The sequence below is a fragment of the Streptomyces sp. NPDC006430 genome (assembly GCF_040612395.1).
Classification (GTDB): domain Bacteria; phylum Actinomycetota; class Actinomycetes; order Streptomycetales; family Streptomycetaceae; genus Streptomyces.
Map to the genome: position 1 here is coordinate 248,096 of NZ_JBEXQA010000001.1, position 22,493 is coordinate 270,588.

Annotated in this window: 19 protein-coding genes and 1 pseudogene; 10 read left to right on the forward strand and 10 right to left on the reverse strand. The window is 73.7% G+C overall.

The features are described from left to right. The first annotated feature begins 1 nt into the window (after nucleotide 1). Entirely contained in the window at nucleotides 2-1,300 is a 1,299-nt protein-coding gene (locus ABZZ20_RS01195) for an ROK family protein (RefSeq protein WP_356865422.1), read from the forward strand. 593 nt (nucleotides 1,301-1,893) lie between these two features. On the opposite strand, the gene ABZZ20_RS01200 is transcribed toward ABZZ20_RS01195, so the two are convergent. Next, entirely contained in the window at nucleotides 1,894-2,451 is a 558-nt protein-coding gene (locus tag ABZZ20_RS01200; protein WP_356865424.1) for an ATP-binding protein, read from the reverse strand. 198 nt (nucleotides 2,452-2,649) lie between these two features. Here ABZZ20_RS01200 and ABZZ20_RS01205 point away from each other — a divergent pair, with 198 nt between their 5' ends. Then, on the forward strand, nucleotides 2,650-3,786 hold the full coding sequence (locus ABZZ20_RS01205) for a PLP-dependent cysteine synthase family protein (protein ID WP_356865426.1): 1,137 nt from the start codon (nucleotides 2,650-2,652) through the stop codon (nucleotides 3,784-3,786). A 130-nt stretch (nucleotides 3,787-3,916) separates the two neighbouring features. Here ABZZ20_RS01205 and ABZZ20_RS01210 read toward each other — a convergent pair whose 3' ends face one another. Beyond that, the gene (locus ABZZ20_RS01210; RefSeq protein ID WP_356865428.1) at nucleotides 3,917-4,399 is read right to left on the reverse strand and encodes an SRPBCC family protein; all 483 of its coding nucleotides are present in this window, start codon (nucleotides 4,397-4,399) and stop codon (nucleotides 3,917-3,919) included. A gap of 290 nt (nucleotides 4,400-4,689) precedes the next feature. Here ABZZ20_RS01210 and ABZZ20_RS01215 point away from each other — a divergent pair, with 290 nt between their 5' ends. Next, entirely contained in the window at nucleotides 4,690-7,149 is a 2,460-nt protein-coding gene (locus ABZZ20_RS01215) for a hypothetical protein (RefSeq protein ID WP_356866111.1), read from the forward strand. Here ABZZ20_RS01215 and ABZZ20_RS01220 read toward each other — a convergent pair. The 5 genes from ABZZ20_RS01220 to ABZZ20_RS01240 form a co-directional block, all read right to left on the reverse strand. Then, nucleotides 7,100-9,538: a right-handed parallel beta-helix repeat-containing protein gene (locus ABZZ20_RS01220; RefSeq protein WP_356865430.1), complete on the reverse strand. Its 2,439-nt coding sequence runs from the start codon at nucleotides 9,536-9,538 to the stop codon at nucleotides 7,100-7,102. The two genes, ABZZ20_RS01215 and ABZZ20_RS01220, sit on opposite strands and share 50 nt — an antisense overlap. 131 nt (nucleotides 9,539-9,669) lie before the next feature. Next, nucleotides 9,670-10,281, reverse strand: coding sequence for a hypothetical protein (locus ABZZ20_RS01225; protein ID WP_356865431.1), 612 nt, complete (start codon nucleotides 10,279-10,281; stop codon nucleotides 9,670-9,672). Between the two features lie 252 nt (nucleotides 10,282-10,533). Then, entirely contained in the window at nucleotides 10,534-11,358 is an 825-nt protein-coding gene (locus ABZZ20_RS01230; RefSeq protein WP_356865433.1) for an MOSC N-terminal beta barrel domain-containing protein, read from the reverse strand. A 56-nt stretch (nucleotides 11,359-11,414) separates the two neighbouring features. Further along, a complete protein-coding gene (locus ABZZ20_RS01235; protein ID WP_356865435.1) occupies nucleotides 11,415-11,924 on the reverse strand; it encodes a DUF6643 family protein in 510 nt (169 codons plus the stop codon). A gap of 246 nt (nucleotides 11,925-12,170) precedes the next feature. Then, nucleotides 12,171-13,340, reverse strand: a complete 1,170-nt coding sequence (locus ABZZ20_RS01240; protein ID WP_356865437.1) for a glycosyltransferase — start codon at nucleotides 13,338-13,340, stop codon at nucleotides 12,171-12,173. Nucleotides 13,341-13,558: 218 nt separating this feature from the next. On the opposite strand from ABZZ20_RS01240, the gene ABZZ20_RS01245 reads away from it, so the two are divergent. Both ABZZ20_RS01245 and ABZZ20_RS01250 read left to right on the forward strand, forming a co-directional pair. Continuing rightward, on the forward strand, nucleotides 13,559-14,353 hold the full coding sequence (locus ABZZ20_RS01245) for an aspartate/glutamate racemase family protein (protein WP_356865439.1): 795 nt from the start codon (nucleotides 13,559-13,561) through the stop codon (nucleotides 14,351-14,353). After that, nucleotides 14,350-14,708, forward strand: a pseudogene (locus ABZZ20_RS01250) (cytidine deaminase); the annotation flags it as partial. The gene ABZZ20_RS01245 and the pseudogene ABZZ20_RS01250, both read left to right, overlap by 4 nt. A 6-nt stretch (nucleotides 14,709-14,714) precedes the next feature. Here the strand turns inward: ABZZ20_RS01250 and ABZZ20_RS01255 are convergent. Further along, nucleotides 14,715-15,632 carry an ADP-ribosylglycohydrolase family protein gene (locus ABZZ20_RS01255; protein WP_356866113.1) on the reverse strand — a complete coding sequence of 306 codons (918 nt, stop codon included), beginning with the start codon at nucleotides 15,630-15,632 and terminating at the stop codon, nucleotides 14,715-14,717. 149 nt (nucleotides 15,633-15,781) lie between these two features. After that, nucleotides 15,782-16,261, reverse strand: coding sequence for a VOC family protein (locus ABZZ20_RS01260; protein ID WP_356865441.1), 480 nt, complete (start codon nucleotides 16,259-16,261; stop codon nucleotides 15,782-15,784). A 188-nt stretch (nucleotides 16,262-16,449) separates the two neighbouring features. Here ABZZ20_RS01260 and ABZZ20_RS01265 point away from each other — a divergent pair, with 188 nt between their 5' ends. The 3 genes from ABZZ20_RS01265 to ABZZ20_RS01275 are packed head-to-tail and all read left to right on the forward strand — an operon-like array spanning nucleotide 16,450 to nucleotide 19,128. Further along, nucleotides 16,450-16,965 (forward strand): hypothetical protein, encoded by a 516-nt coding sequence (locus ABZZ20_RS01265; RefSeq protein ID WP_356865443.1) that lies wholly within the window; start codon nucleotides 16,450-16,452, stop codon nucleotides 16,963-16,965. Between the two features lie 45 nt (nucleotides 16,966-17,010). Then, a complete protein-coding gene (gene lnt, locus ABZZ20_RS01270) occupies nucleotides 17,011-18,612 on the forward strand; it encodes an apolipoprotein N-acyltransferase (RefSeq protein ID WP_356865445.1) in 1,602 nt (533 codons plus the stop codon). A gap of 36 nt (nucleotides 18,613-18,648) precedes the next feature. Beyond that, nucleotides 18,649-19,128: an NUDIX domain-containing protein gene (locus ABZZ20_RS01275; protein WP_356865447.1), complete on the forward strand. Its 480-nt coding sequence runs from the start codon at nucleotides 18,649-18,651 to the stop codon at nucleotides 19,126-19,128. Nucleotides 19,129-19,199: 71 nt separating this feature from the next. On the opposite strand, the gene ABZZ20_RS01280 is transcribed toward ABZZ20_RS01275, so the two are convergent. Next, on the reverse strand, nucleotides 19,200-19,979 hold the full coding sequence (locus ABZZ20_RS01280; protein WP_356865449.1) for a trypsin-like peptidase domain-containing protein: 780 nt from the start codon (nucleotides 19,977-19,979) through the stop codon (nucleotides 19,200-19,202). Between the two features lie 175 nt (nucleotides 19,980-20,154). On the opposite strand from ABZZ20_RS01280, the gene ABZZ20_RS01285 reads away from it, so the two are divergent. Together ABZZ20_RS01285 and ABZZ20_RS01290 are read left to right on the forward strand one after the other, a co-directional pair. Beyond that, nucleotides 20,155-20,979: an alpha/beta fold hydrolase gene (locus ABZZ20_RS01285; protein ID WP_356865451.1), complete on the forward strand. Its 825-nt coding sequence runs from the start codon at nucleotides 20,155-20,157 to the stop codon at nucleotides 20,977-20,979. Between the two features lie 167 nt (nucleotides 20,980-21,146). Beyond that, nucleotides 21,147-22,436: a bifunctional GNAT family N-acetyltransferase/ATP-binding protein gene (locus ABZZ20_RS01290; protein WP_356865453.1), complete on the forward strand. Its 1,290-nt coding sequence runs from the start codon at nucleotides 21,147-21,149 to the stop codon at nucleotides 22,434-22,436. The last annotated feature ends 57 nt before the right edge of the window (nucleotides 22,437-22,493 follow it).

Below are 22,493 nucleotides of genomic sequence, written 5' to 3' on the forward strand. Positions count from 1 at the left end.
CATGAACGGCAACGGGGCCCCGCCACGGGTGGGGGATGTGACCACGGTGTCCGCGGTGTCCGCAGCGTCCGCAGCGTCCACGACGGCTTCGACGTCTTCGAGGACCAAGCTGGAGCGGGGTCGGGGTGCCCTCGGTCCGGCGCTGGAGCTCGTCCACACCGGTCGGGCTCCGACCCGCGCCGTCCTGACGGCCGAGCTCGGCGTCACGCGCGCCACGGCCGGGGCGGTCGCCGCCGAGCTGGAGGCGCTGGGCCTGATCCGCGTCGACTCCCGCCCCGGCGGTGCGGGCGGCACCCAGGGCCGCCCCTCGCACCGGCTCTCCATCGACGAGAACGGCCCCGTGGCGCTTGCAGCGCAGGTCCACTCCGACGGGTTCCGGGCCGCGCTGGTCGGGCTCGGCGGGCGGATCGTGGCCACCGCCCCCGGCAAGGTCACCGTCTCCGCCGACCCGGCGCAGGTGCTGAGCGCGGTCGTCGAGGCGGGCGCGGCGCTGCTCGCCGACACCGGCCGCCGCTGCATCGGCGCGGGGCTGGCGGTCCCGTCGGCGGTGGCGGAGCCGGACGGTACGGCGCTCAACCCACTGCACCTGGCTTGGCCGGCCGGGTCTCCGGTGCGGGCCATCTTCACGGAGTGCGTGAGGGCGGCCGGGATCGATGGCCCGGCCCTGGCCGGGAACGACGTGAACCTCGCCGCGCTGGCCGAGCACCGGCACGGCGCCGGGCGCAGTGCCCAGCACCTGCTGTGCGTGGCCACCGGCCACCGCGGCGTCGGCGGGGCGCTGGTCCTGGACGGCCGCCTGCACACGGGGAGTTCGGGTCTGGCCCTGGAGGTCGGCCACCTCACCGTCAACCCGGAGGGGCGGGCCTGCCACTGCGGCGGTCGCGGCTGCCTGGACGTGGAGGCGGACCCGTTGGCCTTCCTGACCGCGGCGGGCCGCACCCCCGGCCCGGAGGTGTCTCTGCTCCAGCAGGCCCGGGACCTGCTGCGCGACGAGTACACGGAGCCGGCGGTGCGGGCGGCGGCGGAGGAGCTCATCGACCGGCTGGGCCTGGGCCTCGCGGGGCTGGTGAACATCCTGAACCCGGACCGCATCATCCTGGGCGGGTTGCACCGGGAGCTACTGTCCGCGGACCCCGAGCGGTTGCGCGCGGTGGTCGCGGACCGCAGCCTGTGGGGGCGCAGCGGGGGAGTGCCGATCCTGCCGTGCACGCTCGACCACAACAGCCTGGTGGGTGCGGCGGAACTGGCGTGGCAGCCTGTCCTGGACGATCCGCTGGGGACCTTGGGGGCGGCGGCCTAAGCGGTCTCAGGGAAGTGGGGTGCGTTTCCGCGTCGTTCGGTGCGTGCCTCACTTCCCCGAGCCCGCTTAGCAGGAGGGGCCGGTGCCCGGGCGGTGCGAGCGCTGCGTTCCGGACGAGCGTTGCGTTCCGGACGGGCCGGTGGCGCGCTGCCGGGACTGCCCGCACGGACGAACGAGCCTGCATCCCGTGCCGGGCCGCTTCGACGGCCGACCCCGTGGCCGCCCTGCTGCGCGAGCGGCCCGCGGCGCGGCCTGCCGGCCGCGTACGCCGCTCCCCGGACGCACGACGTGACCGCCGAGGTGTACTGCGGCACGGGCTCGCTGCTGCCGCCGCCGCTGCCGCTGCCGCTGCTAACGATGGCGTCCACGGGCCGCGGTACCGCGCACCACCCGGGCCGACGGCGAGGCGCAGGCCGCGCGCCGCGGCCCCGCGCCCACCCTCACCCTCCTGACGCTGCCCGGTCCGGACGGCTCCGGGGAAGGGCGGCGGGGAAGGTCGGGGCGGGCACGGGGCCGTGGCGACGGTGGAGGCCGTCGCCAAGGCCCGACCGGCACGGTGCGCCTCTGGCCGGTGGGGTGCGGCGGCGGAACCCTCACCCGGGCCTGGCGCCGACCGAGGCCGCCACCGACAGGCCGGCCGGTACGGCGCCCGGGTCCACGGCGACGACCACCGCCGGCGCGGGCTCCCGTACCTGCTTGGCTCCGCCCCGCGTCGGGCGCCGTTGCGCCGATGTGGCCGGGGCGGCAGGGGCGGCGCGCAGTGAGAACCACACCACCTTCCCCGGACCGTCGGCCTGGTGCCGAGCACCCCAGGCCTCGCTGACGGCCGCCACGAGGGCGAGTCCGCGCCCGCAGGTCTCCAGTGCGTCAGCGGCGGCTTCCCGTAGCACGGGAAGCCGCGGATCGCTGTCGTACACCGAGACCGTGAGCCGTCCGAGCCGCAGCTCGATCTCGACCGTGCAGGTCTTGTCCGGTTGCGCGTGGCGGTGGACGTTGCTCAGCAGCTCCGTCACACCGAGCGCAGCCCGGTCTATGAGCGGATCGAGCTGCCAGTGGCGCAATTGCGCGGAAACGATCCTCCGGATCTGTCCGATCCGGGACGGCAAGGCCTGCAGTTCGACAACGCAGTGCCTGCGTGAGTGACTGATCACGGCTGCGACTCCCCGACATGAGTGTTACGGGTGCTGCACCCTCAGTAATGCTCCACCAGGGTCACCCACGGTGCGCGTGTATGCAACCGAACGCGATCGAAAGCGATCCGCATGGATACCCAAAGTGACTGTTTGTGCAGGTGAGGGAGGTACATTGCGAAAGCAGGGGGCGAAGCAACGCATGAAGGAGCAAGGCGCATGAGCACCACCCGTACCTCCGGTCCGACGGTCACCACCATCGACGTCGACCGTAGCGACGCGGACTACCGCGCCTGGCTGAAAGAGGCCGTCCGTAAGGTCCAGGCCGACGCCAACCGCTCCGCCGACACCCACCTGCTGCGGTTCCCCCTCCCCGAGGAATGGGGCATCGACCTCTACCTCAAGGACGAGTCCACGCACCCGACGGGCTCCCTCAAGCACCGCCTCGCCCGCTCGCTCTTCCTCTACGCGCTGTGCAACGGCTGGATCCGCCCCGGCCGTCCGGTCATCGAGGCCTCGTCCGGCTCGACCGCCGTCTCCGAGGCGTACTTCGCCAAGCTCATCGGCGTCCCGTTCATCGCCGTCATGCCGCGCACGACCAGCCCGGAGAAGTGCCGCCTCATCGAATTCCACGGGGGCGAATGCCACTTCGTGGACGACCCGATGAAGATGTACGAGGAGTCGGCCGACCTCGCGGCCCGGACCGGCGGGCACTACATGGACCAGTTCACGTACGCGGAGCGGGCAACGGACTGGCGCGGCAACAACAACATCGCAGAATCGATGTACCAGCAGCTGCGCCTGGAGCGGTACCCCGAGCCTGCCTGGATCGTGGCGACGGCCGGCACCGGCGGTACCTCCGCGACCATCGCGCGCTACGTGCACTACATGCAGCACGACACCCGCATCTGCGTGCCGGACCCGGAGAACTCGTGCTTCTTCGACGGCTGGACCGCCAACGACCCGAACGCGAGCAGTGGTTGCGGTTCGCGCATCGAGGGGATCGGCCGTCCGCGGATGGAGCCGAGCTTCGTTCCGGGCGCCATCGACCGGATGATGAAGGTGCCGGACGCGGCGAGCGTCGCCGCATGCCGCGCGCTGGAGCAGGCCATCGGCCGCAAGGCGGGAGGCTCGACCGGTACGGGCGTGTGGAGCGCGCTGAAGATCGTCTCGGAGATGGTGGCGGAGGGGCACAAGGGCAGCGTGGTCACGCTGCTGTGCGACCCTGGCGACCGCTACCTGGACAAGTACTACTCGGACGACTGGCTGGCCTCGCAGGGCCTGGACATCGCCCCGTACGCGCAGACGATCGAGAACCTGCTGGCGACCGGGGTCTGGCGCGAACCCTCGGCCTGACCCGGGCCCCCCGGGCCCGGGCCCTGGCCCTGGCCCGGGCCCGTTCCCGGGCCCGTTCCCGTTCGCGGGCCGACGCGTCGCGGTCCCGCCGGTCCGAGCGTGCGGCGGACCTCCCGCGTTACTGGCCGGCCTAGCGCTGCGCGGACAGGCGGGCGTCCAGGGCCCGTACCGCGGAGCGGAAGGAGTGCCCCAGGCCGGGACGGGTGCCTGCGAGGGCGAGCCGGAAGAGGGCCGGGCCGTCCGCCGCGAAGGTCCAGCGGAGGTGGGTGCCGGACCCGGGGTCGGCGGGCGTGAGCCGCCACTCCTCCAACAGGGCGCGGACTCCCGGGGCGTTGGTCTCATCGACCCGGTACGCGTACCGCTGCTCCGGATCCGCCGCCATGATCGTCTCCTGGAAGCGGACCCCGCCCATCAGCCGGACCTCCCGTCCCGAACCCCCGTGCGTCGGCCGGGCCAGGGTCACCGCCCTGAACCAGTGCGGCCAGCTCTCGACCTCCTCGGCCAGGGCCCGGTACACGGCCTCGGGCGACGCAGCCGTCCGTGCGGCGAAGGTCAGGCGGATCGGGGCGTCCTCGATGAAGTCCAGCCCCACCGGGCGGAGTCGGCGAGCCATGACGGTCCCTCCTGGAGGTGACGATCGGAACACTCGTGTGGTCGTGGTGCGCGTACCCTAGCTGACGGACCATTAGATGTCCGCTGCAGGACCGGGCAGGACCGGGCAGGACCGGGCGGCAGCGGGCGCGGGCGCGGGGCCGAGGGCGGGCAGGACGCGCGCGCACGGCCCGGAAGGTCACCCGGACGTGCTCTAGGCGTGCGGTCCGCCGCGCGGGATGCTGGATCCGCGCTGATCCCGCCCCGCGAGCGGAGGCCACCGTGCCGGACACCCCCAAGCCCCCGCATCCCCTGGCCGTCGAACTCCACACGCCCCCGGGGCCCTTGGCCCTCGAACTCCGCGTCCACGGAGTCCACGGCGCGGCCCCCGACGAGTTGCTCGGTGATCCGCGCACCGTCCGGATCACCGGGGACTCGACCGCCGCCGTCTTCCGCCGCGCCGTCGACGCCGACGCCGAGTCCCACCCCGAGAGGTACGCCGGCCGTCCCGTGACCGAGGCCTACTGCTGGGCCCGGCTCACCTCCGGCAACGGCGCTCGCGCCCTGTGGCTGCTGCTCCTGCCCTTCATGGTGGTCAACCTCGCCCACTGGGCCCGGCCGGCCGCGCCCGTCACCGGTCCGGCACCGTGCGCGGTGCGGACGTACGGGCTCCTCGTACGGATCCTCGCCCTCAGCCTCACCCTGCTGCTCATCGCCGCCGCCTGCGAGGTCGCACTCGATCTGCTCGCCTGGCAGTGCGCGGGCTCGGACACCTGCACCGGCCCCCGCTCCTGGCTCCGGTTCATGGAGCCCGGCGGTTGGTGGGGCCAGCCCGGCCGACGCCTCGCGCTCGGCGCGCTGGTCCCGGCGGCACTGACCGGGCTGCTCTGGTTCCTGTCGAACCGTACGTGGAGCGCGTACGAATCCCAGCCACCGCCCGCGGGAACGGCCGTTCCCGTGACCGGAGGAGACGGTACGCCCGCGCTCGGCCGGCCCGGATTCTGGTACGGCCGGCGGATCGTGGCCCGGTTGCGCGCCGCCCACACCGCCGCCGGGCTGCTCACCGTCGCGGTCGCCGTCGCCGCACCCACCGCCCGCTACGACCGCCGTGCCGGCACCCCCGTGCTGGAGGCCCTCGGCTGGGCGCTGGAGGTGCTGCTCGCCGCAGGCGCGGTCGCCGTCGCCTGGGTCGTCTGCCGGCGCGGCCGGACCGAGGTCCGCGCCGACCACCGCCTCGACCGGGCCGCCGTCACCCTGCTGCCCGGCGCCGCTCTCGCACTGCTCGCCGCCGTACTGCTGTACGCGGGCTGGTCGCGCCCCGGCTGGACCTCCTCCGGGAGGCTTCCGGGCGACTTCGCCTTCGGCGCGCTGATGCTCGGCCAAGGGGGCTGCGTCCTGCTCCTCGCAGCCGTCGCGGTCCGCCTCTACCGGCTTGCCCCGGACCCGGCGACCGCCCTGTACGGCCTCGGCGGTCCCGCCATCGCCATGCTCGGCTGCGCGCTCGGCGGGGTGATGTCCGGCGGCGTCGCCCAGCGGGTCGCCGACTGGCTCGACGGTGGTGCCGCCCCGGGAGCGGCCGGCCCGGCGGTGCCCGCGCCGCCGGTGCTGCTGTCCTGGCAGGCCGCCGTCTTACCGCCGCTGCTCCTCGTCCTGGCCCTGCTCGCCGCCTGGTTCGCGGTGCGCGGTGCCCGCGCCCGGCGCCGCATCGCCGCGGTCGTGGCCGCCGAGTACCCGGGAGAGGCGCCCGACGAGGACCGCAGCCGCCGGATCGCCGGGGCCCGGGCCGCCGCCGCGCTCACCGACGCGGTCCCCTGGTTCGTGGCCGCCGTCTCCGGGATCACGCTGCTGCTCGGCGCGGGGGCCCTCGCCGGAGCACGGCTCAGCGGACAGGTTCCGGGCGAGGCCGCCCGGGGCGCGCACCCGCTGCTGGAGACCGCCGCCCGCGTCGCGCAGGACGCCGGGTCGTGGCTGATCGGATTCGGCATCGCCGCGTTCGTCACCTGGGGGCGCCGCGCCTACCGGGATCCTGCCGCACGCCGCACCATCGGAGTGCTGTGGGACGTCGGCACCTTCTGGCCGCGCGCGGCCCACCCCTTCGCGCCGCCCTGCTACGCCGAGCGCGCCGTCCCCGACCTGACCTGGCGGATGACCGGCTGGACGGGACGCACCGGCGGTCGCCTGGTGATCTCCGGCCATTCCCAGGGCAGCGTGCTCGCGGCGGCAGCCGTCTGGCAGTTGCCGCCGCACGTCCGTCGCCGGGTCGCGCTGCTCACGTACGGCTCCCCGCTGCGCCGGCTCTACGGACGCTGGTTCCCCGCGTACTTCGGCGCGGGGCCGCTCGCGGCGCTGCACCGGGACGTGGACTGCTGGCGCAACCTCTGGCGCGCCACCGACCCGATCGGCGGCCCGGTCCTCGCGGATACCGATGCCCCCGCTCCCGGTGACGGTGCGCCCGCTGCTGCGGGCCCGCCCGGTTCCGTTGACCGGGGGCCGCTCGCAGACCCGCTCGCCTACGGGCGCAGCGCCCGGTACCCGCTGCCGGCGCCGATCCTCGGCCACTTCGACTACCAGGCCGATCCCGCCTTCGCCGGCGAACGCGACGCCCTCCTCGCCCGGTTGGCCCACCCGGATCACCCGGCCAAACATGCCATGCCGGCATGGCCCGCACTGCTTGACGCCGGCGACGTCCCCGGTCCGCCCGCCGTACCGGCCCCGAGGGAGGTCAGCAAGGAGCCGGCAGCGCCGGCAGATCCTCCGGGAACAGCAGAGTGAGCTCGTCCGTGCCCGGGTCCGACAACTGCGCCACCCGCCCCGCATGCCGCTCGACCATCGACTCGAAGGTCTGGCGCGCGGTTCGACCGTTGCCGAAGGCCGGTCCCTTCGGCAGCTCCGTGAAGTACGTCAGCAGCGCCTCCGCGGTGCCCTCGCCGAGCCGGTACTCGTGCTCCTCCGCCTGCTGTTCCACGATCCGCAGCAGCTCCTCCGGCCGGTAGTCGCTGAAGGTGATGGTCCGCGAGAAGCGGGAGGCGACCCCCGGATTGACGGTCAGGAAGCGGTCCATCTCTTCCGTGTACCCGGCGACGATCACCACGACCGCGTCCCGGTGGTCCTCCATCAGCTTCACGAGGGTGTCGATGGCCTCGCGCCCGAAGTCACGGCCCGAGTCCTCGGGCGCCAGCGCGTACGCCTCGTCGATGAACAGCACGCCCCCGCGCGCCCGCTCGAAGGCCTCCTGCGTGCGGATCGCGGTCGATCCGATGTGCTCGCCGACCAGGTCCACTCGGGAGACCTCGACCAGGTGGCCGCGCTCCAGGACCCCGAGGGAGGCGAGGACCTCCCCGTAGAGCCGGGCCACCGTCGTCTTGCCGGTACCGGGGGAACCGGTGAAGACCAGGTGGCGGCGCACCGAGGCGGCCTTGAGGCCCGCCTGCTGCCGCCGCCGACCCACCTCGATCATGTCGGTGAGTGCCCGCACCTCGCGCTTGACGCTCTCCAGACCCACCAGTGCGTCGAGTTGGCCCAGCACCTCGCCGGAACCCCGCCCCGCGGCCTCCTGCTCCATCCCGCCGGTCGGGCGGGGCGACGGCACCTGATCCGTTTTCGCCGCGGAGTCCTGGACCGCGGCGACCGTACGGATGCCCGCGCGCTCGCTGGTGAGGGCGCCGCCCGTCACCGGCTGGGCGGCGAGCCGGGCCCCCGACTCGTCGCTGGTGCACTCCTCGGCGACCGGGCCGTCCTCCGCGAACTCGTACCCCCCGCGCGCGCAGCGCTCGGTGCGGCAGCGGGTCAGCGTGGTGCGGCAGCCGTCGATGACGTGGAAGCCGAAGCCGGAACTGCCCGTCACCCGGCAGGACCGGAAGCTCCCTCGGCCCCCGGCCGACACGTAGAACCCGGCTTCGGAGGGGGAGTTGACCGTGCACCGTTCCAGGGTGGGATCGGCGCCCTTGGTGACGATCACCCCCGTCTGGACCGCGTCGATCGTGCAGTTGGCGAGGGTGCCGCCGCTGCCGTGGTCGCGGAACCAGGCCCCGGTCGCGGCTTCCCGGATCCGGCAGTCGTCGACCTGCGCGGTCGCCCCGTCGCTCACCGAGACGGCCGTGTTGCGCACCTGGGACAGATCGCTGTCGACCACGTCGGCGCGTGAACCCCGGTCCAGCACGAACACTGCGTCCGGCACGTCGTGCACCCGGCAGGAGCTCAGGGAGACGGTGGCCCCGTCGCTGATCCATACCGCCGGATAGTCACCCGTGCTGTCGTGGATCTCGCAGGACTCGGCATCCACCCGCGTGCCCGGATCCCACACGGACAGACCGTTGCGGCCGAACCGGCGGACGGAGGTGCGGCTGAGCGTGAGCACCGAACGGGACCGCAGGTCCACGGCGTTCTCCGGAATGTCGTGGATGTCGCAGTCGGTGAGGCTGAGCACGGCGTCCGTGTCGAGCGTGACCCCGTCCGCGGTGGTGCGGTGCACCGAACAGTCGGTGAGGCGGGCCGCCGCGCGGGCGGCGATCTGGACACCGGTGCCCTTGATCTCATAGACCTCGCAGCCCAGCGCCTCCAGGCCGGAACCTTCGCCGGTGACCGCTATGCCCGCGCCCGAGGCGTGGTGGATCCGGCAGCGCTCCAGACGCGGATGCCCGCCGCCACGGACGGAGACCCCCGCCTGCCCGGCCGCGACGACCTCGCATTCCTCGAACACCCCGCCGCCCCCGTCCAGCACGGCGATCCCGACGCCCGTCGGGTTCTCCACCGTGCACCGCCGCACCACGGGTTGGGCTCCGCCCCGCACCTCGATGCCGGCCGCGGACCGGGTGGTCACCCGCAGGTCGGTGAGCTCGGGGCAGCCCTCCTCGACGAGCAGTGCGGGCGTCGCCCGATCCTGCCCCTCCAGGTGCAGGTCCTGCACCACGGCCGAGGCGCGCACCGTCAGCGCGACCCCGTCGAGCGGGGCGATCCGCACCGAACCGACCGAGCCCTCCGGCCCGCGCAGGGTGACGGCACGGTGCAGCACCAGGTTCTCCCGGTAGGTGCCGGGTGCGATGGACAGCACGTCCCCGTCACTTGCCGCGGCGAGCGCGGCGGCCAGCGTCGGATACTCACCGGAGCGGCGCCGCCAACGCGAAGACCCGCCGTACGTCACCTGGACCGTGCCCTGTGCCATGGTGCTGTCGTGCCCCCGCCCTCGTACTCGCCCTGTAGAAGCGACTGAAACCGTCCGAGCCGCTCACCGTCGTGGCAGCGATCGATCCGGCCGCTCCACCGTAGCGCGCGCGGCGCCGGTGGGCCGCCAGGTCAGCTGCCCGCGCCCGCCCGGCCCCAGTCCGGTCCCGCCGCGGCCCACGCGCGGTCCAGTAGAACGTACCGCCGATACATGAGCCGTCGTACGACGAGTCGCCGGAGCGTCTCCACCAGTGCGGCCGCGCCGAGAGCCGCCGCCAGGCCCACCACTGCCGCGTGGACACTGGCGGAGGACGGGTCGAGCGGTCGCCCGACGAGCCGGCCCTGCATATCCGTCCATATCCGGAACCGTTCGCCCGCGCGGGGCGGTTCCTCGGCTGCCGGCACCGTCCCCTGGTGGCTGCTGCCGTCGGGCGCCGTCCATGACGCCACGATCTGCGTGCGTTGCGGGGTCTGATGCTGCGCCGCCGGTTCCGGGCCCGCCCCCGCGGGTGGTTCCGCAGCCGGCCGGACCACCACCGCCGGTACCAGGTGCCGCTCCTGCTGTTGTTCGCGCGCGGCCCGCTGGAGCGTGCCGTCCACCTCCAGCCCCGCGACCGTGCCGACGGCCGGGGCCACCAGCAGGACGCACACCAGAGCGGCGAACGCCACCCACGCCTCGAAGAGATCGGTCGGGCGGCGCAGTGGATTGCGCCGCCAACGCCATACACCCGTTGCTGTTTTCACGGTCCGGCACCCCCTTGCCTCCGTCTGCCTGCGGTCCAAGCCTCCCGCACGCCCCGGTCACCCGCATTCCGGCACGTGCGGAGGGCCTGTCACCCGATCCGGTCCGGTGCTCCCGGACACCGAAGCCGAGCTCCCGCACCTTCCCGCCACACCTGTCGATTGATCCAACGGCCCGGTCGCGGTACTTGGTTCCTGCCTTCCCCCAGAGCCCCCCGAAGGTGTCATTCCGAGGGGACGTCCGCGCGGCCCCGCTCATTCCAGGACACGGACCTCGTCGCCGACGCGTACCGTGCCCGCCCGCACCGGGACCAGCTGTCGCCCGAAGGCCAGTGACTTGCCGATCCGTCGGTGCCGGGCCAGGGTCTTGAGCGGCTCCTTGCCCCGTTCCGCCGTCGCCTGGTCGGTGGTCGTGACGATGCACCGCCCGCACTCCCGGGCCCCGCGGAAGACGGCGTCGCCGATCGCGATGCGCCGCCAACCGTCCTCCGCCCACGCCTCGGCGCCGGCGACCACCACATTGGGGCGGAAACGGTTCATCGGCAGCGGACCCTCCTCGGGATGGTCCCCCTGTGCGATCAGCGAGTTGAGGGCGTCCAACGATGCGCGGGTGGTCAGCAGCACCGGATAGGCGTCGGCGAGGCTCACCGTCTCGCCGGGAAGCGCGTAGTCCGGGTCCACGGGCCGTCGTACGGCAGGGTCGTCCATGTACACCAGCCGCGCCGGCAGCCCGAGGTAGGCGCTGAACCAGTCGGCCGCGGTACCCGCCGCGACCACGGTCTCGATCTTCTTGCCGAACAGTACGACCGCCTCCAGCGGCCCCGGCTGCGGCACCTCCACCACCAGCTCGCCCATGCCCGGTGCCGACAGTGCGACGGCGCCGCCCCCCAGCGGACGCGCCGCGGCCAACGCCAGCCGTGGCTGCTGGCGTTGGGTGATGACCGTGCCCTCGGTGTCGACCAGTGCCCAGCGCCGGTCCCCGGACAGACCCCAGGGCTCCACGGCCACCTCGTCGGGAGCAGTCCCCGCTACCGACTTGACGGGGTGTACGTGGAGCTCCTGGACACACAAGTTCGACATGGGAGCATCCTGCCAGGAGCTCCCGCCGCAGCCCCAGCGAGTATCCGTGGGGCCGGTCAGTAGGCGCGCCCCTGGTACGGGCGGCCGTACGGGTCCTCGTAAGAGGCGGCCGGGACCGGCGCCGGAACCTGCATCGGGCGCGGGGCGGCCGGCCGCATCGCCTCGTACCCGGTGCCCGTGGCCATCGGCCGGGGCGGCTGCGGCTGGGCCTGCTGCATGTAGCCCGCGCGGGCCGCGACCGGCTGCTGCTGCGGGATGTACGGAGCGGGCGCGTTCTGCAGGGGCATCGGTGCGGGCGCCGCCTGCTGCTGGTACGGGTACCCGTACGCCGGTGCTTGCTGCTGCTGCGGCATGGCCGGCGGCAGCGCGGGCAGCGATGAGGCGAGGGCCGGGAGGTACCCACCGCTCGAGTAGCCGGCGCTCGGAGAGTCGTAAGCGGCCGGAACGCGGATCGGGGCGATCTGCGGAGTGCCGCGTTCGGCGACGAGGGAGTCGTAGATGGGGGTGTCCGGGAAGGAGGGCGCGGAGTAGTAACCGCCGCCATAAGTGGAGCGGGGGGAGGTCATGGGACCTAAGTTAAGCCCACGACTTCACCGGGTCCATAGCGAGGTGTGACCAACACCGCGCTGACCTGCATCTTCGCAGGTCAGGGCCACAGCTTTCACTTCACGTTCACGTGCACGATTCGCCACTTCCACCCCAGCTTGTTCCTACTCGTACTCACCGGTTGGGTGTTGCACCGAGTTGCTGCTGACGCAGCGTCACAACACGGTGACCTGGGATGACATCGGTTCGTGCGGCCACGAGCCGTTTCACGCGTCGCTCGGACGGGCATAGGTCCTCCCCTTCCAAGCCGCCCCGCGTCCCCGGTAGTGCTGGACGGCCGAGTCGACGGTCATCAACAGGTACAGGAACGCCGTGAGCGGAAGCAGCGGAGCCAGCGCCGCCGGCTGCCGGTAGTAGCGCAGCATCGGGAGGTACGTGCCGGCCATCAGCAGCCAGGCGACCCCGCCGGCCCACGCGGTACTGGTACGCCCGGTGGCCAGGCCGGCGAAGAGGGCGACCGGCGGGACGAGGTACACGAGCGCGAGCCCGGCCACCGTCCCGGCCAGCAGTAGCGGCTGGTGGCGCAGTTGCGCGTAGGCGCTGCGCGCGATCATCTTCCAGAGGTCCGCGAGGGCGGGGTACGGGCGCACGCTGTCCACCCGCTCCGCCAGCCCGAGCCAGATCCGCCCGCCCGAGCGCTGGACCGCGCGGGCGAGGGAGACGTCGTCGATGACGGCCTGACGGATCGAGTCCGGTACGCCGGCCCGTACGGCCGCCTCGGTGCGCAGTAGGACACAGCCACCGGCCGCGGCGGCGGTCCGGCCGGTGGGGCGGTTGATCCAGCGGAATGGGTAGAGCTGGGCGAAGAAGTACACGAAGGCCGGTACGACCAGGCGCTCCCAGGGGCTGACGGCACGGAGGCGGGCCATCTGGGAGACGAGATCGAGGCCGGCGCTGGTCGCGGCCGACACCAGCTCGCGGAGGCTGTCGGGCTCGTGCGCGATGTCGGCGTCGGTGAGGAGCAGGTAGTCGGGCTCGGTGTCACGGGCGGTCCGGGCGAGCGCGATGCCGTGCCGCAGCGCCCACAGCTTGCCGGTCCATCCGGGGGCGGGGTCGCCGGGGGAGGCGACGGTGAGGGGCAGCCCGGGGTGCTCCCGGGCCAGGCGCAGCGCGAGGGTGCCCGTCCCGTCGGTACTGCCGTCGTCGACCAGGATGACCTCGGCTTCGCCGGGATAGTCCTGGGCGAGGAGCGAGGGCAGGCTGCGGGGCAGCACCTCGGCCTCGTCCCGGGCCGGGACCACGACGGCGACGGACGGCCAGTGGGCGGGGGCGGAGCGGGCAGGGAGCCGGACATCGGTCCGCCAGAACATGCCCTGGGCGCACGTGAGCCAGATCCAGACGGCGAGGGAGGCGTAGGCGGTGCAGAGAAGGCCCATGCCGGCAGTGTGCCGAACCCCGCGGGGCGCGTCGCGCATTCGGGTGGGCGCGGGAGCAGCGTGGCGCGGGGCGGACGTGGCGGGTCGGCGGGGAGGGGTCCGGGCCGGAAGGTGTGGGCCGGGCCGCGGGAGGTGTGGGCTGGGCCGCGAAGGCGCGGGCCGGGGCATCCCGCCCCGTCCGCGCCTCCTCCGCCCGGTGCGTCGATTAAGGTGACCAGGTGAAGATCGCCCTCATGGACTCCGGAATCGGCCTCATCGCGGCGGCCGCGGCGATGCGGCGGCTGCGGCCGGACGTGGATCTGGTCCTCTCCTCCGACCCCGCCGGCATGCCCTGGGGGCCGCGTACTCCGGCCGACCTGACCGAGCGGGCCCTAGGCGTGGCCCGGGCCGCCGCCGGGCACCGTCCGGACGCGCTGATCGTGGCCTGCAACACCGCCACCGTGCATGCCCTGCCCGCGCTCCGGGCCGAGCTAGAACCCGGCATTCCGGTCATTGGCACCGTGCCGGCGATCAAGCCCGCCGCCGCGCCGGGTGGCCGCATGGCCATCTGGGCCACCCCCGCCACCACCGGCAGCCCCTACCAGCGCGGGCTGATCCGCGACTTCGCGGCCGGGGCGCGCGTCACTGAGGTGCCCTGCCCGGGACTCGCCGACGCCGTCGAGACCGGCGACGACGCGGCCGTCGCTGCGGCCGTCGCCGCAGCCGCCGCGCTGACCCCGGCCGACGTCACCGACGTCGTTCTCGGCTGCACCCACTACGAGCTCGTCGAGGAAACCATCCGCGCCGCCCTGGCCGAGCGGACCGGTGGCGCGGAGCTCAGCTTCCACGGCTCCGCCGAACCCGTCGCCGTCCAGGCGCTGCGCCGCCTCGGCGCCCTCCCCGAGCCGGGACTGCCCCGCACCGGCTCCCTGACCGTCCTGCTCAGCGGACAGGAGGGTGCACTGCCCGCCGCCGCGCTCGGGTACGCCGAGGGGCGGCTGCTCGTGGGGGAAGGTGCGGTCGTCGGGCGATGACCCCGCAGGGCCTCGCCCTCGTCGCGGTCGCCACGGAGCCGGCCCGGACCCGCTGCCACGGTGAGGACCACACCGTGGCGTCCGTGGCCCGTGCCCGGGACGGCCGGACCGTCCAGGGCGTGAACGGGTACCACTTCACCGGCGGTCCCTGCGCCGAGCTCGTCGTCCTCGGTGCGGCCGTCGCCCGGGCGTCGATGCGCTCGCCACGATCGACGCCGTCGGGGACGGCGATCTTGGCGTGCTCCCGCCGTGCGGCTGCTGCCGTCAAGTGCTCCTCGACCTCCACCCCGGGCTGCGGGTGATCGTCGGGTCCGGCGACCTGCTGCGGTCCGTGCCCGTGGCGGATCTGCCCCCCCGAGGGCTACGTCCGCCCTGCGAGCGCCTGAGCCAACTCGCACAACTCGTCCGCGCCCAGCACCCGGCCCCCGAACCCGGGCAGCGGCACGTGCAGCGGCCCGGTCCACTGCCGCGGGATCGCCGCCTGGCCGTAGCGGGCGCCGGCCAGGGTGCCGGTGACCGCCGCCACGGTGTCGGTGTCCCCGCCGAGGTCCACGGCGGCCCGTACGGCCCCGGCGAACCCGGTGGTCGTGCGCAGCGCCCACACCGCGGAGCCCAGGCACGGCCACACGGCCCCGTTGAACTCGGTGGCCAATCCCGGATGCCAGTCGGGATCGAGCACGCGTGCGTACCGCTCGCGGTGGTCCGGGTGGACCGCGCCGAGCGCGTCGGGGACGGCGGCCAGCGGATCGCTTCCGTCCAGGGTCACCCGTACGAGTTCGTGCAGTACGGCCGTGCCCTCCCAGGCCGCCGCGTCGCCGTGCGTCAGGGCCGCGATCCGCCGGGCGGCGTCCATGGTCGCCTCCCGCCCGGCTGCGGCGAAGTACACCGCCGAGGTCGAGGCCCGCATGAGGGAACCGTTGCCCGCCGCCCGTGCGTTGAGCTGGAAGTGAAGCGCGGCGGCCAGGTCCCAGGCCTCCCCGTTGGTCAGCACGTCCTCGGTCTGGAGCCCGATGTCCTTGGGGGCTCCGGCCGCCCAGCGCTGGAACCGCCCGAAGATGTCCGCGAGTTCGAGACCACCGTGCTCCAGTAGGGACTCACCGACCAGCACCGCCATCTGCGTGTCGTCGGTCGCCTCGCCCGGATCCCAGCCACCGCCCCCGCGCATCTCCTCGCCGCGTGCGCTCAACTCCCCGGCGGGGCCGAACTCGTAGGGCGCACCGAGCGCGTCGCCGACGGCCGAGCCCAGTACGGCGCCCACGGCGCGGTCGAGTCGAGTGATCACGGTTCCTCCTCGGGCTGGTTCGGGGCACGCGCAGGCCGGTACACCGTGTGCGAAGCCTTCCAGATCGTCCGGGCCGGGCTCGACCGGCCCGCCCCGGCCCCACCCCGACTCGCCCCGGTTCGGCCCAGGTTCGGCCTGTGCGGGTGCTACGCGCCCGCCAACCGCCGTGCCAGCTCTTCGCCGGACACGTCCTCCAGGTGGGTCAGGAAGACCCACAGGTGCCCGGACGGGTCGCGGAGGATGGCGGTCCGGTCGCCGTGGAACTGATCGGCCGGGGGTTGGAGCAGCTCCGCACCCTCGGCCGTCGCCGTCCGTACGAGCGCATCCACGTCCGGTACGTAGACGTGCAGGGCGGCGGAGGTGCCGCCCAGCGCCGGCGGGGCGGAGAAGGGGCCCTCGGAAGCGTCCCCGAGCATCAGCACTGCCTCACCGATCCGTATTTCCGCGTGCAGCACCCCGCCCCCCGGGTGGTCGAGCCGGACGTCCTCGACCGCGCCGAAGGCCCGTCCGTAGAAGGCCAGTGCGGCGGCCGCGTCGGCCACCATGATGTGCGGCACCACCGCCGTGCGGTAGCGCTCCGGAATGATCTGCGCCGTCGGCGCGTGCCCTGCCGTGTGAGTCGTCATGCGGCGACCGTAGAACCTGAAGTTTGCTTGAGGTCAACACCGGACGGTCACGCCGACGACCGCGCGACCGCGCATGACCGTGCACGACCGCGCATGAGCGTGCACGGCACGTACCGAGAGCGCGGCGAGCGAGGCGACTGCGGCCACGGACAGTGGCGCAGATGCGGAACGTGAGTACGCTGCTACACATGACGGTTCACCCCCCGGGTCCGCTGTGGACGGGCCGGGCCTCCAACCGCGCGCAATGGGTGCTCGCCGCGGCCGGTGCGGCCTGCCTGGCGCTCGGCATCGAGCTCGCCGTCGACTCCACCTGGACTGCGGGCATCGTCCCGCTGCTGATGGCTGTGATCGGCTGTGTCGCGGTCGGGCTGCTGATCCTCTACGGCACCCTCGCCTTCGTGTACGTCGCCGTCACCGTCGACTCCGAGGCCGTGGAGGTCCGCTGCGGCCACATCGGGCTGCCGCGCCGGAAGATCCGGCTCGCGGAGGTGACGTCCGCCGAGTTCCTCCCCCGCATCACCCCCCAGCAGTGGGGCGGCTGGGGCTACCGCTGGCGCCCCGACAAGGGCACCGCGGTCATCGTCCGGCGTGGTGAGGGCCTGGAACTCAGGCTCGTCGACGGCAAGCTGTTCACCGTCACCGTCGACGACGCCGAGCACGCGGTCCGCGTCATCCGCACCCACCTGCGTGCCCTCACCCAGTGAAGGTCCGCTCCCGCCCGATACGGGTGGGGACGTACACTCCGCCAAATGAGCAGCAGTGTCACCCGAGAGCCCGGCCGCGCAGCCGAACCGGACGCCGGAACCGAAGCCGTCGCATCCCCGAAGAGGGGGCGGGCGGCTTCCTGGTCGGTGCGGGCCCTCCTCGCCGCCGGCTCCGGAGCACTGCTCTACCTGAGCTTTCCGCCCCGCCCGCTGTGGTGGCTCGCCCCCTTCGCCCTCGCCGTGCTCGGCGGCTGCCTCCACGGCCGCCCAGCACGCGCCGGCTTCGGCCTCGGCTTCCTGCACGGCCTCGGCTTCCTGCTGCCGCTGCTCGTCTGGACCAGCGAGGGCGTCGGCCCGGTCCCGTGGATCGCCCTCGTCACCCTCGAAGCCCTCCTGGTCGGCCTCACCTGCCTCGGGATCGCCCTCGTCAGTCGCCTCCCCGCCTGGCCGCTGTGGGGCGCCGGCGTGTGGATCGCGGGCGAGGCGCTGCGCGCCCGGGCCCCCTTCGGCGGCTTCCCGTGGGGGAAGCTGGCGTACGGCCAGGCCGACGGCTTCTTCCTGCCGCTCGCCGCCCTCGGCGGCACCCCACTGCTCTCCTTCGCCGTCGTACTGTGCGGGTTCGGGCTGTACGGGGCCCTGCGCACCGCCCGCAACCACCCGCGCCGGGCCACCGCGGCCCTCGCGGCGCTCACCGTCGCAGCCCCGATCGGCGCGGCGTTCGCGGCCCGCCCCCTGGTCTCCGACGCCGCCGAGGACGGCACGGCCGTGGCCGCCGTCGTGCAGGGCAACGTCCCGCGCGCCGGGTTCGACTTCAACGCCCAGCGCCGCAGGGTCCTCGACAACCACGCCAACCGCACCCTGGAGCTCGCCGAGGACGTCGTGGCCGGCCGGGTCCGCAAGCCCGACTTCGTGGTCTGGCCGGAGAACTCCTCCGACATCGACCCGTACACCGAGCCCGATGCGTACGGCGTCATCGACCGCGCGGTCAAGACCATCGGGGTGCCGGTCGCGATCGGCTCCGTCCTGGCCCCGGAGACCGGCCCGCTGCGCAACACCATGATCCTCTGGGACCCGGTCAAGGGCCCCACGGACACCTACGACAAGCGCAAGATCCAGCCCTTCGGCGAGCGCATCCCGATGCGTTCCTTCGTCCGGCTCTTCAGCGCCGACGTGGACCGGGTGCGGCGCGACTTCGGCCCCGGCAAGGAGCCGGGCGTCTTCGCCATGGGCGGCAGCCGGGTCGGCATGGTCACCTGCTTCGAGGCCGCCTTCGACGACGCCGTCCGCTCCACCGTCCGGGCCGGCGCGCAGGTGATCGCCGTACCGAGCAACAACGCCACCTTCGGCCGGTCCCAGATGACGTACCAGCAGCTCGCCATGGACCGGGTCCGTGCGGTCGAGCACAGCCGGACCGTGCTCGTCCCCGTCACGAGCGGGGTGAGCGCCGTCATCCGCCCCGACGGGAAGATCGTCCAGCAGACGGAGATGTTCACGGCGGACGCGCTGGTCGCCGAGATCCCGTTGCGTTCCACGCAGACCCCGGCCACCCGCGTCGGCCCGCTAACCGAGTACGTGCTGCTCGTGCTCGCCGCCGGCGGCCTCGGCTGGACCCTCCTGCGCCGGGTCCGGGCCCGCCGGATGTCCTGAGCGGAGTCGGCGCGCGCAGCCTCGTAGGGTCGGGGGATGACCACACCTGACTTCATCCGCGCGATCCGCGCCTCCGCCGGGAACCAGCTGCTCCTGCTGCCCGGCGTCACGGCCATCGTCTTCGACGACCGGGGGCGGGTGCTGCTCGGCAGGCGTTCCGACACCGGGCGGTGGTCCGTGGTCGGCGGGATCGCGGAGCCGGGGGAGCAGCCCGCCGAGACCGCGGTGCGCGAGGTGTACGAGGAGACGGCGGTGCGCTGCGTCCCCGAGCGGGTGGTCCTGGTCCAGATGTTGCAGCCGATCACGTACCCGAACGGCGACGTCTGCCAGTTCCAGGACATCACCTTCCGCTGCCGGGCGACCGGCGGAGAGGCCCGGGTCAACGACAGCGAGTCGTTGGAGGTGGCCTGGTTCGAGGTGGACGCCCTGCCGACGCTGGAGCCGTTCGCGGTGGACCGCATCCACCGTGCCCTCCAGGACGGGCCGACCTGGTTCGAGTCCCCGTCCGGGGGCTGACAGCGAGCCCGGAGCGGGCCGGTCGGAGGCCCCGGCCCGAGGGGTGGACCAGAGCGGGGCCGGTCGGAGGATCAGCCCGCCGAGACGGCCGCCTCGCGGTAGAGCTCCAGCGCCTGGTCGCCCATCACCGCGCTGTACGAGACCTCCGGGACGGTGCCGCCGGCCTCGTAGCCGCCGAGGACCCCGGCCAGGGCACCGTCCGCGAGCCAGGGGCTGCCGCTGGTACCGCCACTCAGGTCGGGGCAGTCGATGCGGCGCTGGGTGTCGGAGAACAGGCTGGTGGTGTTGGCGCAGCGCAGCGGAGTCTCGTCGGTGCTGGGGTATCCGATGATCGCCACCGTCACATCGGCCGGCTGCTCGGTGACCACCGGGAAGCCGCCCACCGCGTCCTCGATCCGCCGGGCGCCGCCGTCGGCCGGGGCGACCGTGGCGAAGGCGACGTCATCGTCCGGGTCCTGCCCGTCCGTCCAGCTCGGGGCGACGTACGTGCCGGTCAGCTTCCACAGCCCGTACGGGGCAGTGCCGTCCCGGTAGCCGGGTGCGAACACGGTGGTGTCCGGGTGGTCCAGGCAGTGCGCGGCGGTGGCGATCACATTGCGGTCCGCACTGCGCACCACGGCCGCGGTGCAGAAGTGCCCGCCGTCCAGGCCGCCGGCGAACAGGGCTCCCACCCGGTTCGCCGCTGCGTCGGACCCGGCCTCGGCGGTGACCCCGAGCGGCGGCACCGCCGCCGCGTCGGGCAGGTCCACGCTCAGTAGGGCGGCCATCGCGGCCAGCGTCGGCAGGATCCGGTAGGCCCGCCGGCTGTGCGCGGCGCGGTGGGCCGGTCGGGAGGGCATGAGCGCGATCATGCACCGAGCCTGCCCACCGAAACTATGTCCGGAGCTCGGAGTTCCATATGAATGCGCTGTGAATCGCGTACGGAATGCGGACCCGCGCGCCGCGGGCGACGGGGCTCCGCAGGCGACGGGGCTCCCCGCGCGCGAGACTGACAGGGGCTGCCGAAGGGTCAGGAGGTGTCCCGTCATGACCGCACGGCACCGCACGCCGGTGATGTTCATCCATGGGCTCTGGCTGCATTCCACGAGCTGGCAGGGCTGGGCCGACACCTTCAGCGACGCAGGGTACGAGCCCCTGCTGCCGGAGTGGCCCGGCGAGCCCGACACCGTCGCCGAGGCCCGCCGCAGGCCCGACGACCAGGCCGGGGTCGGCCTGGTCGAGATCTCCGACGCACATGCCAGGATGATCCGGGCCCTGCCCGCCCCGCCGGTCCTCGTGGGGCACTCGGTGGGCGGCTTCATCGCCCAGCACCTGCTCGGCGAGGGCCTCGCCGCGGCTGCCGTGGCCATCTGCCCCGGGCAGATCAAGGGCGTCATGGCCATTGCCCCGGCCCAGGCCAGGTCCACCTTCGCCGTCCTGCGCGACCCCGGCAACACCCGACGGGCCATCTCCCTGAACCGGGAGCAGTTCCGCTACGGCTTCGCCAACGCCGTCACGGAGCAGGAGTCCGACGAGCTCTTCGAGGAGTGGACCGTCCCGAGTCCCGCCCGCCCCCTCTTCCAACTCGCCCTCGGCAATTTCACCCCGCACTCCCCGGCCCGGGTGGACACCCGGAACGAGACCCGCGGCCCGCTGCTCCTGCTCTCCGGCAAGCTCGACCACACCGTCCCGGACCTGCTGATCCGCTCCACCTACAAGCAGTACCGGCACTCGCGAGCGACCACCGAGTTCCAGTGCTTCGAGGACCGCGGCCACTCCCTGATCATCGACCACGGCTGGCCGGACCTGGCCCGTGCCTCGCTGTCGTGGCTGGGATCGCACACTCAGGCGGCCCACCCCCGGGCGGCCTGAGCACCCGCCTTCGGCGTTCGTACGCGCACACCCGCGGCGAAACGACCGGCCGGTCTATGGACGACACGGACGGTTTCCGGACCGGCTGTTGTGCACCGCGGAGCGTGATCGCCGGACCCCACCGCCCCTAGCCTCGCCGCAGGAGCACGAACGAGGGGCGGTACCCGGTGAACTGGCTGATCCACGACTACCGCGAGAGCGATCTCGCCGCTGTCGTCCACCTGATCGACACCACGGCCGAACTCGGCCAGGAGTCCGTCTTCTCGCTCGCCGAGTGCATCAGCGCCCTCACCGACCGGCAGCCCTGCGTGGTCGCAGTCCACCAGGGAGTCCCGATCGGCGCGGCCCTCGCCTGCGTCACCGGCGAGCGGGCCTGGGTGATGCGCATCGCGATCGCCGCCGGCTGGCGCGGCCGGGGCCTGGCCAGTGCGCTGCTCGTGGAGCTGGAGCGGCGGCTCATCGCCGCCCGCGTCGGCAGGATCGCGTACGTCCTGCCCGAGGAGGACCTGTTGGGGGAGGGCCTGCTCAACGCCGGCTACACGCGCCAGCCCGCCGTCGCCTACTTCGAGAAGACCGAGCCGCTGCACGGACCGGCGGCCGGCCTCCTCGACGACCTCGGCGGCCGATTCCTCCCCAACGACCTGTGGTCCAAGGTCGCCGGCATGGAGACGGAGAAGGACCTCATCGAGCGGCGCGTGGTGCTGCCGCTCGCCGAGCCCGAGCGGGCCGCCGCGCACGGCGTGCAGCCGCCGCGCGCCATCACCCTCTTCGGCCCGCCCGGAACCGGCAAGACCACCTTCGCCCGCGCCATCGCCTCCCGACTCGGCTGGCCGTTCGTGGAACTCCTGCCCTCCCGCCTCGCCGACGAGGGCAACCTGGCGGCCGCGCTGCGCGACGCCTTCGCCCGGATCGCCGAGCTGGAACGGGTGCTCGTCTTCATCGACGAGGTGGAGGAGATAGCGCCCGTGCGCACGGAGCCCGCGCAGCCCGGCGGGATCCACGGGGTGACCAACGAACTGCTCAAGCTGATCCCCGGATTCCGGGAGGGCGACGAGCGACTGCTCGTGTGCGCCACCAACTCCGTCCGCTCCCTGGACCCGGCCTTCCTGCGGCCCGGACGCTTCGACTACCTGATCCCGATCGGCACCCCGGACGCCGGGGCGCGCGCCGCGATCTGGTCCCGCCACACGGCGGGTCGGGCCGACGTTGACGTGGCCGCGCTGGTGGCGGCGAGCGCGTTGTTCACCCCGGCCGACATCGAGCACGCGGCACGGATCGCGGCTCAGGTGTCCTTCGAACGGGACCTGGAGGCGGTGGGCGCACGGGGCACGGCGGCGACCCAACCCGGCGCGTCCACGGGGGACTACCTGGCGGCGGTCGCGCAGTGCAGGCCGACGGTGACCCCTGCGATGACGGGCGAGTTCGAGGCGGACATCACCGCCCACGCCCGCTTCTGACCGGCCTGCCACGGACAGGTCGCGCGGTGGCCCGCAGCTGCTCCCCCGAGCGGCTGC

Excerpts from the sequence above, each read along its gene's own strand:
- ABZZ20_RS01230 (WP_356865433.1), bottom strand. The coding sequence starts at position 11,358 with ATGTCGAACTTGTGTGTCCAGGAGCTCCACGTACACCCCGTCAAGTCG.
- ABZZ20_RS01285 (WP_356865451.1), top strand. The coding sequence starts at position 20,155 with ATGACCGCACGGCACCGCACGCCGGTGATGTTCATCCATGGGCTCTGG.
- ABZZ20_RS01220 (WP_356865430.1), bottom strand. The coding sequence starts at position 9,538 with ATGGCACAGGGCACGGTCCAGGTGACGTACGGCGGGTCTTCGCGTTGG.
- ABZZ20_RS01275 (WP_356865447.1), top strand. The coding sequence starts at position 18,649 with ATGACCACACCTGACTTCATCCGCGCGATCCGCGCCTCCGCCGGGAAC.
- ABZZ20_RS01210 (WP_356865428.1), bottom strand. The coding sequence starts at position 4,399 with ATGGCTCGCCGACTCCGCCCGGTGGGGCTGGACTTCATCGAGGACGCC.
- ABZZ20_RS01260 (WP_356865441.1), bottom strand. The coding sequence starts at position 16,261 with ATGACGACTCACACGGCAGGGCACGCGCCGACGGCGCAGATCATTCCG.
- ABZZ20_RS01235 (WP_356865435.1), bottom strand. The coding sequence starts at position 11,924 with ATGACCTCCCCCCGCTCCACTTATGGCGGCGGTTACTACTCCGCGCCC.
- ABZZ20_RS01205 (WP_356865426.1), top strand. The coding sequence starts at position 2,650 with ATGAGCACCACCCGTACCTCCGGTCCGACGGTCACCACCATCGACGTC.
- ABZZ20_RS01280 (WP_356865449.1), bottom strand. The coding sequence starts at position 19,979 with ATGATCGCGCTCATGCCCTCCCGACCGGCCCACCGCGCCGCGCACAGC.
- lnt (WP_356865445.1), top strand. The coding sequence starts at position 17,011 with ATGAGCAGCAGTGTCACCCGAGAGCCCGGCCGCGCAGCCGAACCGGAC.
- ABZZ20_RS01265 (WP_356865443.1), top strand. The coding sequence starts at position 16,450 with ATGACGGTTCACCCCCCGGGTCCGCTGTGGACGGGCCGGGCCTCCAAC.
- ABZZ20_RS01240 (WP_356865437.1), bottom strand. The coding sequence starts at position 13,340 with ATGGGCCTTCTCTGCACCGCCTACGCCTCCCTCGCCGTCTGGATCTGG.
- ABZZ20_RS01195 (WP_356865422.1), top strand. The coding sequence starts at position 2 with ATGAACGGCAACGGGGCCCCGCCACGGGTGGGGGATGTGACCACGGTG.